Origin of the sequence: Larkinella punicea, assembly GCF_003334855.1 — a bacterium.
Taxonomy (GTDB): Bacteria; Bacteroidota; Bacteroidia; order Cytophagales; family Spirosomataceae; genus Larkinella; species Larkinella punicea.
Window position 1 is genome coordinate 104,275 of the sequence record NZ_QOWE01000016.1, and the last position, 16,027, is coordinate 120,301.

The 16,027-nt window shown below is 53.0% G+C and carries 9 protein-coding genes; 5 read left to right on the forward strand and 4 right to left on the reverse strand.

Annotated features, from left to right (window positions below):
• Positions 1-14: 14 nt before the first annotated feature.
• The 3 genes from DUE52_RS19440 (at position 15) to DUE52_RS19450 (ending at position 6,259) form a co-directional block, all read left to right on the forward strand.
• Entirely contained in the window at positions 15-4,964 is a 4,950-nt protein-coding gene (locus DUE52_RS19440; RefSeq protein ID WP_114407707.1) for a DUF8693 domain-containing protein, read from the forward strand.
• Between the two features lie 84 nt (positions 4,965-5,048).
• Positions 5,049-5,561, forward strand: a complete 513-nt coding sequence (locus DUE52_RS19445) for an RNA polymerase sigma factor (protein WP_114407708.1) — start codon at positions 5,049-5,051, stop codon at positions 5,559-5,561.
• Positions 5,562-5,563: 2 nt separating this feature from the next.
• Positions 5,564-6,259, forward strand: a complete 696-nt coding sequence (locus DUE52_RS19450; protein WP_114407709.1) for a hypothetical protein — start codon at positions 5,564-5,566, stop codon at positions 6,257-6,259.
• Here the strand turns inward: DUE52_RS19450 and DUE52_RS19455 are convergent.
• Positions 6,240-6,824 carry a cupin domain-containing protein gene (locus DUE52_RS19455; RefSeq protein ID WP_114407710.1) on the reverse strand — a complete coding sequence of 195 codons (585 nt, stop codon included), beginning with the start codon at positions 6,822-6,824 and terminating at the stop codon, positions 6,240-6,242. The genes DUE52_RS19450 and DUE52_RS19455 overlap by 20 nt on opposite strands.
• A gap of 108 nt (positions 6,825-6,932) precedes the next feature.
• Between DUE52_RS19455 and DUE52_RS19460 the strand changes: the two genes are divergently transcribed.
• A complete protein-coding gene (locus DUE52_RS19460) occupies positions 6,933-7,991 on the forward strand; it encodes a class I SAM-dependent methyltransferase (RefSeq protein WP_114407711.1) in 1,059 nt (352 codons plus the stop codon).
• A gap of 2 nt (positions 7,992-7,993) precedes the next feature.
• On the opposite strand, the gene lpcA is transcribed toward DUE52_RS19460, so the two are convergent.
• Positions 7,994-8,572: a D-sedoheptulose 7-phosphate isomerase gene (gene lpcA / locus DUE52_RS19465; protein ID WP_114407788.1), complete on the reverse strand. Its 579-nt coding sequence runs from the start codon at positions 8,570-8,572 to the stop codon at positions 7,994-7,996.
• Positions 8,573-8,644: 72 nt separating this feature from the next.
• Complete coding sequence (locus DUE52_RS19470; protein ID WP_114407712.1) at positions 8,645-10,438, reverse strand: hypothetical protein; 1,794 nt, start codon at positions 10,436-10,438, stop codon at positions 8,645-8,647.
• A 130-nt stretch (positions 10,439-10,568) separates the two neighbouring features.
• Between DUE52_RS19470 and upp the strand changes: the two genes are divergently transcribed.
• Entirely contained in the window at positions 10,569-11,213 is a 645-nt protein-coding gene (gene upp, locus DUE52_RS19475) for a uracil phosphoribosyltransferase (RefSeq protein ID WP_114407713.1), read from the forward strand.
• Here the strand turns inward: upp and DUE52_RS19480 are convergent, their stop codons facing one another.
• A complete protein-coding gene (locus DUE52_RS19480; protein WP_229312230.1) occupies positions 11,214-16,010 on the reverse strand; it encodes a hypothetical protein in 4,797 nt (1,598 codons plus the stop codon). It lies immediately after the preceding gene.
• Positions 16,011-16,027 lie beyond the last annotated feature (17 nt).

Sequence of the window (16,027 nt, forward strand, 5' to 3'; positions counted from 1 at the left end):
CAATTTTCTTGTTTATGTCTCTGTTTTACAAAACCACCCGCACGCTACTCATCCATTTCCAACCGCTTCTCCTGGCTTTATTTTTTGGATTAGCCACCCTGCCCGCCCTGGCCCAGACCACCTGGACCGGAACCACCAACACCGACTGGAACACCGCCGGCAACTGGTCGGCGGGCGTCCCGACAACGACGCTTGACGCCATCATCCCGAATGTAACACCCTCACCCACCATCGGGGCTAGCACTTCGGCGGTGGCTAAGTCCGTGGAAGTGCAGAGTGGCGGTACGCTGACCATCGCCAGCTCGGCAACGCTGACGATCAATGACTCCAAGACCGCTACAGACGGATACTTCGCTTTCCTGAACGAAGGCGATGTTCAGAACAGTGGGCAACTGCTCATTGGCAACCTCAACACTGCGGGGTCTTATGGTATTCGTAACAAAGCCACCTTCAGCAACAAGGCAGGGGGAACGATTCAGATTGACCGGACATATGGCTACGCTTTGTACAATAACAGTGGCACGTTCACCAATGCGGGCACGATCACCATTGGGAGCATTACCCCTACTGTTGTCGGCAGTTACGGCCTCTACAATGCTGCGACGTTCAATAACAACACGGGGGGACGAATCCAGATTGACCGGGGACAAGGTAGTAGTTTAAACAATGTTTCCGGCGGCACCTTCAACAATGCCGCGACAATCGTCCTGGGCAGTATGGCTTCCGGGGGCAATTCGTGCCTGTCCAACGCGGCAACGTTCTACAATAATGCGGGCGGAACCATCCAGATTGACCGGGCAGACAACTCTGGTTTGAGCAATGAAACCGGTGGCACCTTCACCAATAGCGCCACGATCACCATTGGGGGTACGACAGGCACAAATTATGGAATAATCAATCAGGCCACGTTCAACAACGACGCAGGAAGCATTCAGATTGACCGGTCAAGATCGAATGGTTTATACAATATTTCGGGCACATTCAACAACGCAGCCCAGATCACTTTCGGGGCGAACGCTGCTCTTGGAACTAATGGGATAGATAACCGGGCCACGTTCAACAACAACATAGGGGGAACCATCCAGATTGACCGGGCAACTTCTGAAGGAATATCCAACAGTGGAAGCGCTACATTCACCAACGCGGCTACGATCAAAATCGGGAGTCTCGCTGCCGTCGGTCAATCTGGTATTCTTACGATGGGAACGTTCAATAACAATGCAGGGGGGAGCATTCAGATTGACCGTACCACTACCAATGGCATAAGCAACAACGGACCATTCACCAACGCGGCCACGATCACCATCGGGAGCCTCGCTGAGGTCGGCCAATTTGGCATTTTCACTTCTAATACGTTCAAGAACGAGGCAGGGGGAAATATCCAGATTGACCGGGTCACGAATAGTGGCTTGTACAATAGTGGCACGGTTATCAACGAAGGATTGATGAACATCGGGGCCTTGATGGCTACGTACGGCAGCATTTACAACGCCAATACGATCAACAATACCTGTGGAGGAGTGATCACGACCCAGAATACCATCACCATCAGTAATTCCACCACTTTTACCAACAGCGGCTCGATTATCGACAAGGCCAGCGGCAACAGCAGCATCAGCAGCAACACCGGTTTGGTACAGAACCTGAACGGGGGCAACTTTACCATTACGACCAACTCGGGAACCCTCACCACGGCGGAGGGTACATTCTGGACGGGCTGCACCAGCACCAACTGGGCCACCGCCAGCAACTGGAGCGGGGGCGTGGTGCCTACCACCGCCGACGATGTGGTGATTTTGAGCGGCACCGCCAACCAGCCCACCATCGGGGGCGGTACTTCGGCGGTGGCCAAATCCGTGGAAGTGCAGAGTGGTGCTACGCTGACCATTGCCAGTTCGGGGACGCTGGCCATCAATGACTACAAGTTTGCTTCAACAACAATACCTGTCTCTTTCTATAACCAAGGTACTGTTCAGAACGGGGGGCAATTGCTCATTGGCAACACCGGTAGAATAAACGGCTCGGGAATCTACAACCGCGCTATGTTTAACAACAACGCCGGAGGGACCATTCAGATTGACCAAACAAATAGCATTGGCCTGGTCAACAAGGAAGGTACGTTTACCAATGCCGCGACGATTCGCATCGGAAGTCTGGCCGGCTTGGGCAATCATGGTCTGAAAAACGATGGTACATTCAACAACAATACGGGGGCGACCATTGAGATCGACCGAGTAAACGGTGACGGCATGAACAGTGAGGGCATTTTTACCAATAACGGAGCCATCATCATTGGGGCGATTGGCGGAGTGTATGGTGACGGTATATCTAATCAAGGCAACTTTACAAATAACGAGGGGGGACGCATCCAGATTGACCGAACCTCAAATAACGGCCTGGCAAACGTTTCCACATTCACTAATTTTTCGACCATCACCATTGGGGCTTCCGGCATGATTGGTCGTAGTGGGTTAGTTAACAACGCTACGTTCAACAATAACGCGGGAGGATTCATTCAGATTGATCGAACAGATAGTTATGGCATTGACAATGCTGCTGGCACATTCACCAACTCAGCAACAATTACTATTGGGGCTTCGGGAGATACGGAAATTTACAACCGTTCCACCATCAACAACAACGGTTGCGGGGCGATAATCACTACGCAGAAAAGGATCACCAATCTCGGTACGTTTACCAACAGCGGCACCCTCATCGAGAATTCCAGCAGAGACAGCGGCATCAGTTCGAATTCGGGGCTGGTTCGAAATCTCAATGGAGGTGCCTTTACCATCACCACGAATACCGGGGTGCTGACCACCACCGACGGTACAGCCGCACCCACCATTACGGCCACACCCTCACTGACGGTCAACCAGGGGGAGATTGTCACCCTGACCGCCGAGGGTGCCACCAGTTACCACTGGTCGACGGGCGAAACTACCCCCGCCATCTCGGTAACAGCCGCCGGGCCCTATTCCGTCACCGGTACCATCGGTGAGTGCTCCCAGGTAGCTTCCGTGACGCTCATCGTCAATGCCGTAACCGACGTGACGGTGACCAACCCGGCGGCTGTCTGCGCGCCCGCTACGGTCGATCTCACCCAGGGTGTAGCCTCCTCCAGCATTCCCAATTCCACATTTTACTTTTATACCGATGCTGACGGTACGCAGGAAGTGCCCAATCCGGCCGCCGTGGGCGGGGGTACCTATTACGTCAAAGCCACCAGTCAGGTAGGGGGGGCTTCTTCCCTGAAATCCATCACCGTCGTGGTCAATACTTCCCCAACCGTTTCGATTAGCCCCAACAATCCCACGATCTGTTCCGGACAAAGCACGACCCTGACGGCGTCGGGGGCCAACACGTATCTCTGGAGCACCGGCGCGACCTCGTCCACCATCAGTGTGTCCTCTGCGGGCGTCGTTTCGGTGACGGGCACGAGCAATGGCTGTTCGGCGACAGCGACCCAAACCGTCACTGAAAACGCGCTCCCCACACCCACGCTGACCACCAATGTATCCGCCAGCAGTCCGGGCAGTGCAACCGTCATCCAAAATACCCCCTTTGTCACCCTGACCGCCAGTGGCTGCAGCGGAACCCTGGCCTGGACCGGCCCCAACAATCCCACCGGAAGCCCCATCGCGGTGCTCACCTCGGCCACCGGCACCTTAAGTTATACGGTTTCCTGCCAGCAAGACGGCTGTAGCAGTCCACCCGCCAGTTTCACAGTTTACGTTACCGCTCCAACCACCACCGGCTCTTTCGACGGGTTTGTCAACGGGGCCGATTGTGGCACCTTCCGCGGATGGGCCTGGGATCGCAACAAACCCAATACCGTCGTCTCGGTCGAAATCCTCGATGGTTCAACCATCATCGGAACCCTGCCCGCCGGCGATTTTCGCCAGGATTTGCTCGATGCCGGGAAAGGAAACGGTCGGCACGCCTTCCGCTTCACGATTCCCGAAAGTGTCAAAGACGGCTTGGCCCACAGTCTCTCGGCCCGGGTCGCGGGGAGCAGTTTCATCCTGAAAGATTCCCCCAAAGCCATCATCTGTGTCGGCACCGCCCCCGAAGGCAACAAACCGCCCCAGCCGCCTACCCCCACGGTTCTCAACGCTCCGCTGACGGCGCAGGTCGGTGTCCCCTTCTCGGGAACACTCGTGGCCTTCACCGATCCTGAAGGCACGACGATGAGCTACGGTTTGAGCGGTTTACCGACGGGATTGAGCCTGAACCCCGTCAGCCGGGTCATCAGCGGAACGCCCACCGAAGCAGGCACCTTTGTGCTGACCTACTCGGCCACCGACGAAGGCGGAGCCAACAACAGCGTGAGTTTTAACCTGACGATCAATCCGGCCGAAACCACGACGGTGACGGGCAATTTCGAAGGCTATCTCGACAAAGTGGAGTGCGGCACGATTCGGGGCTGGGTCTGGGACCGCAACAAACCCAACACCCCGGTGACAGTCGAGTTCTACACCGGCAATACGGTCTGGGGCAGTGTGGTGGCCAACATCTACCGGGTAGATCTGAAGAATGCGGGCAAAGGCAACGGCGCCCACGCCTATAGTTTCGACGTACCGGCGGTGTTGAAAGACGGCACGTCGCGCCTGATTTACGGCCGGGTGCAGGGCAGCACGTTTGTGCTCAAGGATTCGGGCAAACCGCTCTCCTGTAATGTTCCCACGAGGCTGTCGGCCGAAACCGCACCGGATTTGCAGGTCATGGTGTTGGGTAACCCGGTTTTGGGAACAGCGCTATCCGTCGAAATTCGGGGGGCGGAAGGCCAGCCGCTGCGGCTAGAGTTGACGGATTTGCAGGGCCGGATGCTGTCCACCCGACAGATTGATTCCGCCCAGACCGTGGAACGCCAGACGTTTGTGGTTCAGCATCAACCGCCGGGCCTGTTGCTGCTGCGGGTGACGAATGGATTGAAAAGTGTGACGGTGAAAGTACTCAGATAAAACGCAAAAAAAATAGTCTGGAAATTTGTGCTTTTTTTGACCTTGCTGCGAATAATTGTTCAACCAACCCGTTGAACCCCGCGCATGACTTCCGCAGACCCGTCAGACCGCTTTCTTGCTGTTCTCCAGGCGAATAAAGGCATCATTTATAAGGTCGCCAATTCGTATTGCGTCGATGCAGAAGACCGGAAAGATCTGGTTCAGGAAATCATCGTCCAACTCTGGAAATCATTCGACCGCTACACCGACCAGTTCCAGTATTCCACCTGGATATACCGCATTGCGCTGAACGTCGCAATTTCATTCTACCGGAAAGAAAGCCGCAGGCAACAGATCGCTCAACCTTTATCGGACGGAATCATCCATTTTGTCGATACCCCTGCAGGTGACGAACAGGAAGAAAGAATCGGGGTTTTACAGCAATTCATTACCGAATTAAAAGAGCTGGACAAAGCCCTCATGCTGCTGTATCTCGACGAAAAAAGCCACAAAGAAATTGCGGAAATCATGGGACTTTCCGAAACCAACGTGGCTACCAAAATCGGCCGGATCAAAACCGTACTGAAACAGAAATTCTTACTCCTCAAAAACGCCTGATTATGGAAGACACTGAACTCATCAACCTCTGGAAAGCCTACGACAAAAAGTTGGACGAAAACCTGGTTCTGAACCGGAAAAATGCCGAAGATATTACTAAAATGAAGGTTCAATCCTTACTGAACGCGATGAAACCACTAAAAATCTTCACCCTCCTCGCGGGGCTATTATGGGTTGGCCTGGGCGGAACCATTATCTCCAATCTGTTTATCCATGCCTATTCCAACATGAGCAAGTTTTTCTTGTTTTCAGCCGCTATTCAATTGATCCTGACCGCCATCGCTCTCTGGATCTATCTGTATCAGCTCATTCTGATCCACCAGATTGACAGCAGCGAACCGATCGTTGCGACCCAGGAAAAACTGGCGCGGCTTAAATCATCAACGCTTTGGGCAGCCCGTCTTCTTTTTCTCCAGCTTCCGGTCTGGACCACGTTCTACTGGAGCGAAAGTGGGTTTAAAAATGGCAATAGCGTCCCGATATTCTTCCAAATCGCCGTTTCGCTGGCTTTTACGTTCCTGGCAATCTGGCTTTTCCGGAATATTCACTACAAAAATCGCGACAAGAAATGGTTTCGGTTGCTGTTTGAGGGAAATGAATGGACTCCGGTTATTCGATCGATAGGGCTTTTGAACGAAATTGAAGCGTATCGCCTGGAGGCTAAACCGGACAAACCGCTCACTTCACCCGCTGAATAATTGCCTTCACCGGTTCGGGTGACAACACCCGGACCGTGTGTTCGGTATCCAGCGGAATGTCGACGTAATCGCCCGCCGACAGCCGGATTTTTTCAGTCCCAATCTGGCATTCACATTCCCCTTCCAGAATCAGAAAACTCTCGCGTTCGTCGTGGTGGTCTTCGGGCTTCACTTCTTCTTTTACCCACAGAATAAACTGCTCAATACCGTTGCCAGACCGCAGCGGGTGAACATACAGGTTCCGAAATTCGCGGGTGGGCTGAATCGAAGCTACCGTTCGCTGCCACTGCTCAGCGTCGGAATAGGCATTGATGAGCGGCAAATTGCCCAAATCGAAAACCGGGGGCTTTCCGAGTTGATTGAGGGTGTTCAGGATGCGTTTTTTTAGTCGTTCATCCGGCGCAACGGGTGGCGTTAACGTCCGGTTAATTCGATCAATGGCCTGTTGAACAGCAGGATACATGCCGGCCATTCGCTCTACTTCCTGAATCTCTCCGGGCAGAAGAAGGCCACGACAATACTCCTCCAGTATTCCCGAGTTAATAAATTCCTGTACCTTACTCATGCCGTGAAAATAAATCCTGACGATTTCAGCTTTCTACCGGTCAAATCCGGTTTTAACTAAGAACGAATATACGTCGAAAAATAATAAGAATTAATCATCCTGAACCGCATGCGACTCACCGTTACGCCCGAAAACCTCCTCGAATGGATCGCCCTTAAAATCAATCTGGTACCGCTACCGCTTCTGCACGCCCAGATTTTCCCGATTGTGGGCAAAGCCGTGCTCGAAGCGGCCGACAAAGGCATTTTCGAAGCGGTTTCCAACGGCAAACAGACGGTGGACGAGATTGCCGCCGAGTGTCAGTTGAATCCGAAAGCGTTGCGGGAATTGATGGGTTTGCTGCTGGTTTTGGGCTATTTCAAACAACGCGATAACCGGTATACGTTGACCCGCATCAGCCGTCGCTGGTTGCTGAAAGACCAGCAGGAGTCGGTTTTTGGCATGATGCTGTTTAACAATCGGGTCGTCTGGCCGTGGCTGGAGCAGTTGGGGGATTACCTGAAAACCGGCAAAGGCATTCAGTATCACGACCACCTGACCACCGAGCAATGGGCGTATTACCAGCAGGCGATGCTGGCGGCCACCGGCACAGAAGCCAGGGAATTTGGCCGGAAAGCCCCGGTGCCTAAAAACGCCACGCTCATGCTCGACATTGGCGGCTCACACGGCCAGCATTCGGTGGCTCTGTGTCGGAAACTACCGAATCTCCAGGCGATTATCTTGGATTTACCACCGGCCATCGAGCAGGCGGCTCCGCTGCTGGCGCGCCTGGGCATGGGCGACCGCGTTCGGCACCAGGCCGGCAACGCGCTGACGGATGAGTTTGGGGAAGCGCAATACGACATTGTGCTGATGTCTAGTCTGGCACATCATTTTTCGGAGGAGCAGAACCGCGAAGTCGCCCGAAAAGTGGCCAAATCGCTGAAACCGGGGGGCGTTTACATTGTCAATGAATTTATCCGGCCCGAGGACGATGGAAATTCGGCCGGTGTCGGCACCAATCTGGTGGGCAATAGCATGGATCTGTTCTACGGCCTGACCAGCACCGCCGGGAATTATTCCGTTCGGGAAATTCAGGACTGGCAACACGCAGCCGGGCTGAAACCGTCGAAAGTCATCACCTACCTCTCGATTCCGGGCCGGGCCATGGTCGTTGCCAAAAAATAAGATCAGGCAATCACCAGCTTTTCGATGAGCAGAATGAACAAATGAATGACTTTGATGTGAATCTCCTGGATGCGGTCGGCATAGCCAAAGTGCGGGACGCGGATTTCAACGTCGGCGGTTCCGGCCAGCCTGCCCCCGTCTTTGCCGGTTAGCAACACCACCTTCATGCCCCGCAGCCGGGCAGCTTCCACAGCCCGGATGATGTTGGCCGAATTACCGCTCGTGCTAATGCCCAGCAACACGTCGCCTTCGTTGCCCAGCCCTTCGATAAAACGCGAGAATACGAAATCGTAACCATAATCATTGCCCACGCAGGTGAGGTGGCTGGAGTCGGAAATGGCGATAGCGGCCAGTGCTCTTCGTTCGTCGCGGTACCGCCCCGACAGTTCTTCGGCAAAGTGCATGGCGTCGCAGTGGGAGCCGCCGTTGCCGCAGGAAATAATTTTATGGCCGTTTTGCAGGGCCTCTGCCATCAATTGGGCAGCTTGTCCGATGGCCGTAATCTGGTTAGCGTCGCTAAGAAATGCATCGAGAACCGAGCGGGCTTCGGTCAGTTCCTGGCGGATGGTTTGGTCAAGCATTCCCGAAAGGGTTAATCCGTTGGTACAGTTTCCGGTAAAATAACGACCGGAAACCGTACGAACCAATTCATTTTAAAGAACCAGGGTTCGGTAGGGCAGATTCCAGCGGAGGGCCAGAGAGGTCGACGACGTATTGTACTTCAGCCGGTCGGCCTGGCTGTCGCTTTTTCGAACGAGCTGCTGGAAATCGACAAACAGGTTGTGTTTCAACATGAACGACAGCCGTACGTCGGCGTAGGTAACCAGGGTTTTACGCCCCTGAGCGATGTGGTGGCCCGATCCCACGGCCTGGCCCGGCCACTCCACCCGGCTTTCATACGGTTTCAGCAGGTTGCCGCCATAATTGTAGTTCGGTGGATCGGCCCCGTACTTCATGACGCCAAACGTCCCGGTCAGATTCCAGCGATCGCGGGGCTGGTAGCGCACAATGGCCAGGCCTTCGATGAAATTGGCCCCGAGCGGATGCGCCAGCGGTTGATTGTAATGCACATAATTGGTTTGGCCGGAACGGTGGGAATAGGTATAAGGCCGCGCCAGATTCATTTCGGCCTGCAAATCAAGATTCGGAATATCGAAGGCATCGATGTACTTCAGGCCCGTTTGAAACGCGAATTTATTGACCCACGAACCATTTCTCGCCCGCAGTTCACTAATCTTGAACTCATCTAACATCAACTGACCATAAGCCAGAAAATGACCGGCAAAATTGGCTTTGAAATCCAGGCCAACCAGCGCATTGTCGGCACTGCCCCGATACGATTCAATGAAACGGTAGAAAATAACGGGATTAAAATAATTCAATTCCAGTTGGCTCCGGCTGAATACTTCCGCTTCAAAGAGGCCAATGTTGACATGCTCGCCAATGTTGACACTCAGGTGGTGAATCGCCGTGTATTTTTGCGGATTCAGTTCTTCATACGCACCGGCCGGTTTCTGGCTGTTCTGAAACTCGGTCAGCAGGTTGGTGTATTGAAACCGCCCAAACCGGGTGCTGATCTTGAGAAAAAGGTATGGAGAGCTGTTATCCGATAAAAACAGGGAACGATACCCATTGCCAAAGATATTCCGGTCGTGGCCAAACTGAATATTGATGATTTTTAAGGCATTGAAGGTAATGTATCCCCGGGCCGACAAAAAATCTGCTCCGCCATAGGGCGCATGGCGGGTCGCAATTAGTTTGGCAAAGCCTTCGTTGGGGGCAAAACCTTCATTGAAATTGGTTGTATACTGACTTCCATATTCCCAGATATACCGGGGAAACAGCACTTGATTATCAGACAGGAATGTGTAAAAACTTAAGCGTTTGCGAATGCTCCCGCGAATTTCAACTCCTCTTGAATTAACGTAGGGATTAACTGACGAACCCACCGCTCCGGAATTGGTTTCGACGCCGTAGCTAAAGTTGACCACCGGACTGACGTGAATATCATAATCCTCGTTTTCGTAGCTGTAGAGGTCATTTTTTTTCTTATAAAACGCACTGAAAGCCCGTTTGCTGTCGCCTGCCCGTTTCTGACCCGCGTGCAATTCTGCCGTTCGTTCCTGTAGAAGAGGGAGAGAATCCGGATAAACTTTGGGAACCCATTCCCAGCTATCGTCGCGCAGGTAGCGGACGGTGGAACGGTCTACCGGGGATAACCGAACAAAGGGATCGGCCAGAATACTGTCGGTTAATTGAACGACTGCCTGGCGACTATACGGTTTTACCGAACTATGAAAACCGCTCGTCCACCGGCCCTGTTTGATTTCAAGCCGGTCGATCAGGTGGTAATAATCACTGTTTAAAGGTATCTTTTGACTTTGACCTTGCGCCGACACCGACGCCAGTAAAACAAAAGCTATCCCGATTGTAAAAATAGTCCTCATTGGAAGCTTCACACTGGCAACCGTGTGGACGGTGTACCCTAAATAACATCTTCTTATTTCAATGCACAAATTAGGGAAAGGGTTTGGATTATCCGACACATTCCCTTTAAATTACACTGAAAAAGCCCCTATGTTTGTTTTCGCCGACCATCCTTCTCTTGCCGACCAATTTATTGCCGAACTCCGCGATGTAACCATTCAGAAAGATCCGATGCGTTTTCGGCGCAATCTGGAACGGCTGGGAGAACTGATGGCCTACGAAATATCCAAGTCGATGTCGTTTCAGGTCGTGAACGTACAAACGCCACTGGGCGTGTCGTCTACACCACTGATCAAAAAACCGCCGGTTCTGGCCACCATTCTGCGGGCGAGCCTGCCGTTCCACCAGGGATTTCTGAATTATTTCGACCGGGCCGAAAACGCCTTCATTGGTGCGTATCGCGGTTATCTACCAACGAGTGAAGATTTTGAAGTGGCGATGGATTACATTTCCAGCCCCGATCTGAGCGGCAAAACCGTCATTCTGATGGACCCGATGCTGGCAACCGGCCGGTCGCTGGAGAAGGTGTATCACGCGCTGCTGCGGTTTGGAACACCCGCCAAAACGCATATTGCCGCCGTGTTGGCCAGCCCCGAAGGCATCCAGTATGTGCAGGACAAAATGCCGCAGTGTCACCTCTGGCTGGGAGCCATCGATCAGCGGCTGGATGCGCATTATTACATCATTCCCGGTTTGGGCGATGCCGGTGACCTGGCCTTTGGCGAGAAAATCTGATCAGAACCCTTCTTTTTTCTCATCAGCTTTTTCCTTTTTCTTTTCAACCACTTTTTTAGGCGCTTCTTTTGCGCCAGCCGCAGCTTTTGGTTGCGGTTTGGGCTTTTCTTTGGTTTTGTACTGATCCATGTACCGGTCCGTAAACTGCGTTTTTTCGAACACGTCCGCAGCAATGATGGAAATGGCCTTGCTTCCCGCTTTGCCGCCCGCCATGATGCGGTCGTTCAGTTCCTGATCCGACGTCAACAGCGCCAGTTGGGCCGTTGCGCCCCCCGACGATTTGTAATCCCAGTAGTACCAGACATCCGGCGAGGCTTCCAGATAAATCGTCGCTTCATCGCCCCCGTCGCTCTTCCGAATTTCGACAAAACCCTCCATTTCTGCGTTGATATCGACGTTATCAATATTGGAAACCCCAATCGGCCCGGTGCTGTAGAGTGCATTGTATTTGTCGGACCAGCGCAGATTGACATTCGAAAGCACCAGCGAAGCCACAAATTTGGGTGCAGCCTGCGTAATCGAAACGTGCTGGTTTTGCGCTTTGGTGCGGTACACATCCGTCGCTTTCTGACCGATAATGGCGGCCAGTTTAGCAGTTAACCGGTCGAGGTCGTCGTCGGCGGGTTCGTCGTTCTTTTCGTCCAGATTGGCTTTCACCATCTTTTCGGCAATGGCCGCGTTCACCGGCTGTGGAATGGGCAGCGCAAAACCGACCAGCGCATTCAACCGCAACGTCGAACTATCGACCTGCGCCCGGCCGGTGCCCGCGGCAAAAACAAAGTTGTTCGGCACCGAGCCCGTCATGCCGGTATTCATGACGTTAACCGGTCCCTGAAAATTCATTACCCCCGTGGCATCGTTGAACGTAAATGCCCCTTCGACATCTTCCAGCCCGGCGGCATCCTTCTTCACAATCCGGAAGACCTTGTCTTTCTCGTCGTAGGTCATGACACCGGTTGCCCGGTATAAATCATCATCCTTATCGCTTTCTTTCATCGATAAAAATGTCGGATACAGCCCGGCGGTGCCCCCACCCCGGAAATGCAAACCGGCGGTCAAGGGCTGATTGCCGTCATTTTTGAGCGTTTGATCGACTTTGATGCTGAAGGTTTCGCCAATTTTCTCCTTCATTGGAATCCAGTCACTGACCAGATTGGCCCGTTTTTTCAGCGCAATTTTAATCGCCCCTTCCAATTTCAGATCCTGCTCAGGCGCCATCATCGTGATGCTGCCTTTGAACGCTACCTTGGGAGCCAGCGTTACATTATCCCGTTCGTCGACGTCGGCGCGGGCCACGGTATAATACGTTTTGGCCAGTTCATTGCCATTTTTTCCTTTTCGTCCGACACTTCGGGTATTCGATGCCAGCGCCACCGGAGCGGCTTCTTTCAGTTCAAAACTCCCCATCTTGATGCTGGCTGTGTCGCCTTTGGCAGCAGCGAACTGATACACGGCTTCCCCGGAAAACCGGGTGCGTGATTGCACCTGAATGTTACCGCCTTTCAATTTGTGGAACAGGCTGGTCGTGTCCAGTTCCAGCCGGGCATTCTTGAGCGGCAGCATCTCCCCGTTCCGTTTGATGGTAATCAAGCCTTTTTCCGGGTAAATCCGGGCGTCGGCGGAGGTTACGTATGGCACCCCGCTGATGTTCAGCGTCGCTTTTTCCACATCATACACCGCCGATGTGGCATTGAACGTCAGTCCTTCCTGTTCCTCCGCGGTAGCCGTAAAGGTGGATGTTTTGGCTGCTTTCATCGTGATGGTTTTGGCCGCGATGTTCCACTGCGCTTTGCTGATCGACGTTTTATAAGCGGCATTCGGGAATTCCAGACTCGACAGCAGGGTGTCGCTGAACGAGGTTGTCGCATTGTTGGTGGCGATGGTCACGACGCCTTTCACCTGATTGAAATCCAGATCGACCTTCGTGCCCAGCAACATGGATTTCGTTGCGGTTCCCTGCTTATCGGCCACGACGCGGAATTGCGCATTGCCCGCCGTAAACCCTTCTTTGTTAAACTTGATGTTTTCAGACTGTGCTTCCGAATCCGCCCGTTTCACCGTGCCTTTTCCAAACAAACCGGCTGACCGAACCAGCAAATCGCCCTGCAAATTTGTCGTTCCGTTGTAAAAGCTAAAGTGGTCGGCTTTGGTGGAAATTTTCATGCTGTCGGCTTTGGGAAACCACTTCATGACGTAGTTTTTTAGGTTAACCGCCGGGAAATAGGCTTTTCCCACCAGCCCTTCTTTGATCTGTCCCGACTCGCCCGACGCCAGAACGGAATCCGGGGTCATCAGAATATCTTTGGCCGGTAAGGATGCGTTCAGGTGCGAAATAACGCCTTCGGCCCGCAACCCTTTCCGGTCCATCACCAGTTTACCGGTAAACTTCAGGTTGCCTTTTCCACCATAAAGCGGATAACCGGCCGCCGGAGCCGCGTGTTCGAAGCCCAGCGAATTGTCTGGCATCGATTTCAGCGTGGTTTTGATGGGCGGGAAAATCCCGTCGGAGAAGAACGTCCCGTCGAACGCAATGTCGCCTTTTCCCAGGCTGTCGTTGTCCACCGCCGGGACTTTGAAGTAGACATTTTTGTTGTAAATCAGATTTCCCCGGTTCGGCTGGTTAAAATAAACCGTCATCCCTTCCGGCATCAGCAGCCGTTGCGTGGTCTTTTTGTCTTTCTGCCGCCCCGATTTATTGCCTTTGTCGGCCAGGAAAACCGTACCCGGTTTTTCGTACTGAATATCACCGCCAATCTCCTGATTCTTCCCTTGTGGCGTGAAGGTAATCGAGTCGATTTTGGTCATGTTCATCGAAAACTGGTCATAATTGAACCCCAGTTCCTTGCCCGTATACCGCATGTTGCCGGATTTCAGTTGCCCAGTTAACGTAAACGCCCGGTTTTTACCAATCCGCAGGGTTTTGTCCGTCGGAACAGCGGTAATTTTCAATGAATCACTGATGCTAAACCGTTCAACGCCCCGAATGGTCAGGTATTTATCGTTCAGATTAATCGTTGCGTTGGTTGTGCTGTCGTTAGAAGGGTAGGTCGAGCGGATCAGGAAGTTGTCGTAATCTTTCCGGCGCGCATTCGCCAGAACATACAGAACACCCTTCCGGCTCAGGCGCATTTCTTCAGATTTGGGGTCCATGTCGATGTAGCCCAGTGCCACCATGCGATTCAGCACGTTGCGCATCACCGGCGGGCTAATCTTGGAATAGGTGGCCAGATCATCGGCAAAAAACGTCTGGGTTTTCTTGACCGTAACGTAGTTGGCCGCCAGTTGGAGCGGATGAAAGCCGAAGTCGGCCGACATCCCGGCATACCGCTCGGGATAGAAAAAGTCGAACGATTCAAACCGCACCGGCACTTCTTTTTTGGCACCAAGCTGGTAGAAATCAACCTTTTGACGCGGCAAATCCCAGCGAACAATTTCGGGCTGGATGTAGAATTTGTGGTAGCTATCGCTGAAATAGGTGTCGGAATACCCCGATTTTTCGGCTTTGCTCAAACGGGCAATACCGGTTTCGCGGTCATACCGGAAGGCGACACCGGGGTGATACAATGTATCGACTGCATCAATATAGCCGGTAAACGAAACCAGCGGACTGGAAATTATCGAATCGGCGAACTCAAACCGGCGGCTGCTGGCCTTGAACGCCGGTTTTCCCTTGTAACTGACTTGCAAAAGTGACGATTGCCCATTGGCCGCCGAACCGTATAATTTCGTTCCCGCCAGTGCAATACCGCCTTTGTAGGTGATGCCATTTCCCAGGTTGTTCAGCACGACGTCGTTGGACCACGACATAAACCGGGGGTAGGTCGGTCCTTGCCGGGCCACCCGCTTTTTGCTGTCAAACTCAAAGGTTCCTTTGATCGGTTTGGCGAGGGGCTTGTAGGTTAGCGTCACGTCATCCGCCGTGATTTTGGGATTGCTAACCATAAAACTGTAATCGGCCAGCGTCACAAACGTCTCCGGTTGCCCCGCCGATTCCCACGAAAACATACCGCCTTTCCCGACCCAAACACCGTCTTTCAACAGCAAGGCACCATCGGTTTTCTTCAAAACGACAGAGTCATTTGCCGTCGTCACGATCAAATCCGCGCCCTTGATTTCCAGAACCGGCCCGTTCAGCACCGGAATCGGCTTTCGCTCCGACCACGACATGAGCGGACTTGCCTTGCCGGTTGAATCCAGCGGCAAATCCCAGCCGTCGGAATCGTTCGGTTTGGTGGGTTGCGGCTTTTTAGACGAAGCAATCGTGTCGGCGGCTGATGTGGATGCGTTGCCGTTTGGATCGGCTAAACGAAGCGTGAACGTGCCGCCGTTGGCGTAAAGTTTGTTGTAGTTATTGATGTACAGAAACCGCTTTTCGGCAAATAACCGGACGGTTTCCAGCACTTTTGTCAGGCTTTTGGCATCGTATTTTTCAAATGATTTTTCAGCAATCGTCAGGTAATTGTCGACTTCGGCCGGGCTCACCTGCTGGGTAACGATGAGTTGGTACAGTGCTTCGTAAAACGGCGCAAACTGCTGGGCTGCCTGATAGCGTTTGGTGTTCATTTTCCGGCTCAACGCCATCACGCGCTCTTTCTGCGGAGCCGACAGCCGGTTTTCGGTGAATAACGTTTCGAGATTTTTTTCGACCTTTTGGGAATAGGCTCCCCCCGCGTTCATCAGTTTCTGTAAATCCGGCAGAAACTGCTCGGGGTTGTCCGACAGTTTAAACGTTTGCGCCGTTGCCGCCGTTGCCAGCAGGAGAAATATCGCTAAAATGCTGTATACCTGTCTCATCATTCCCGTACGGCACCCGG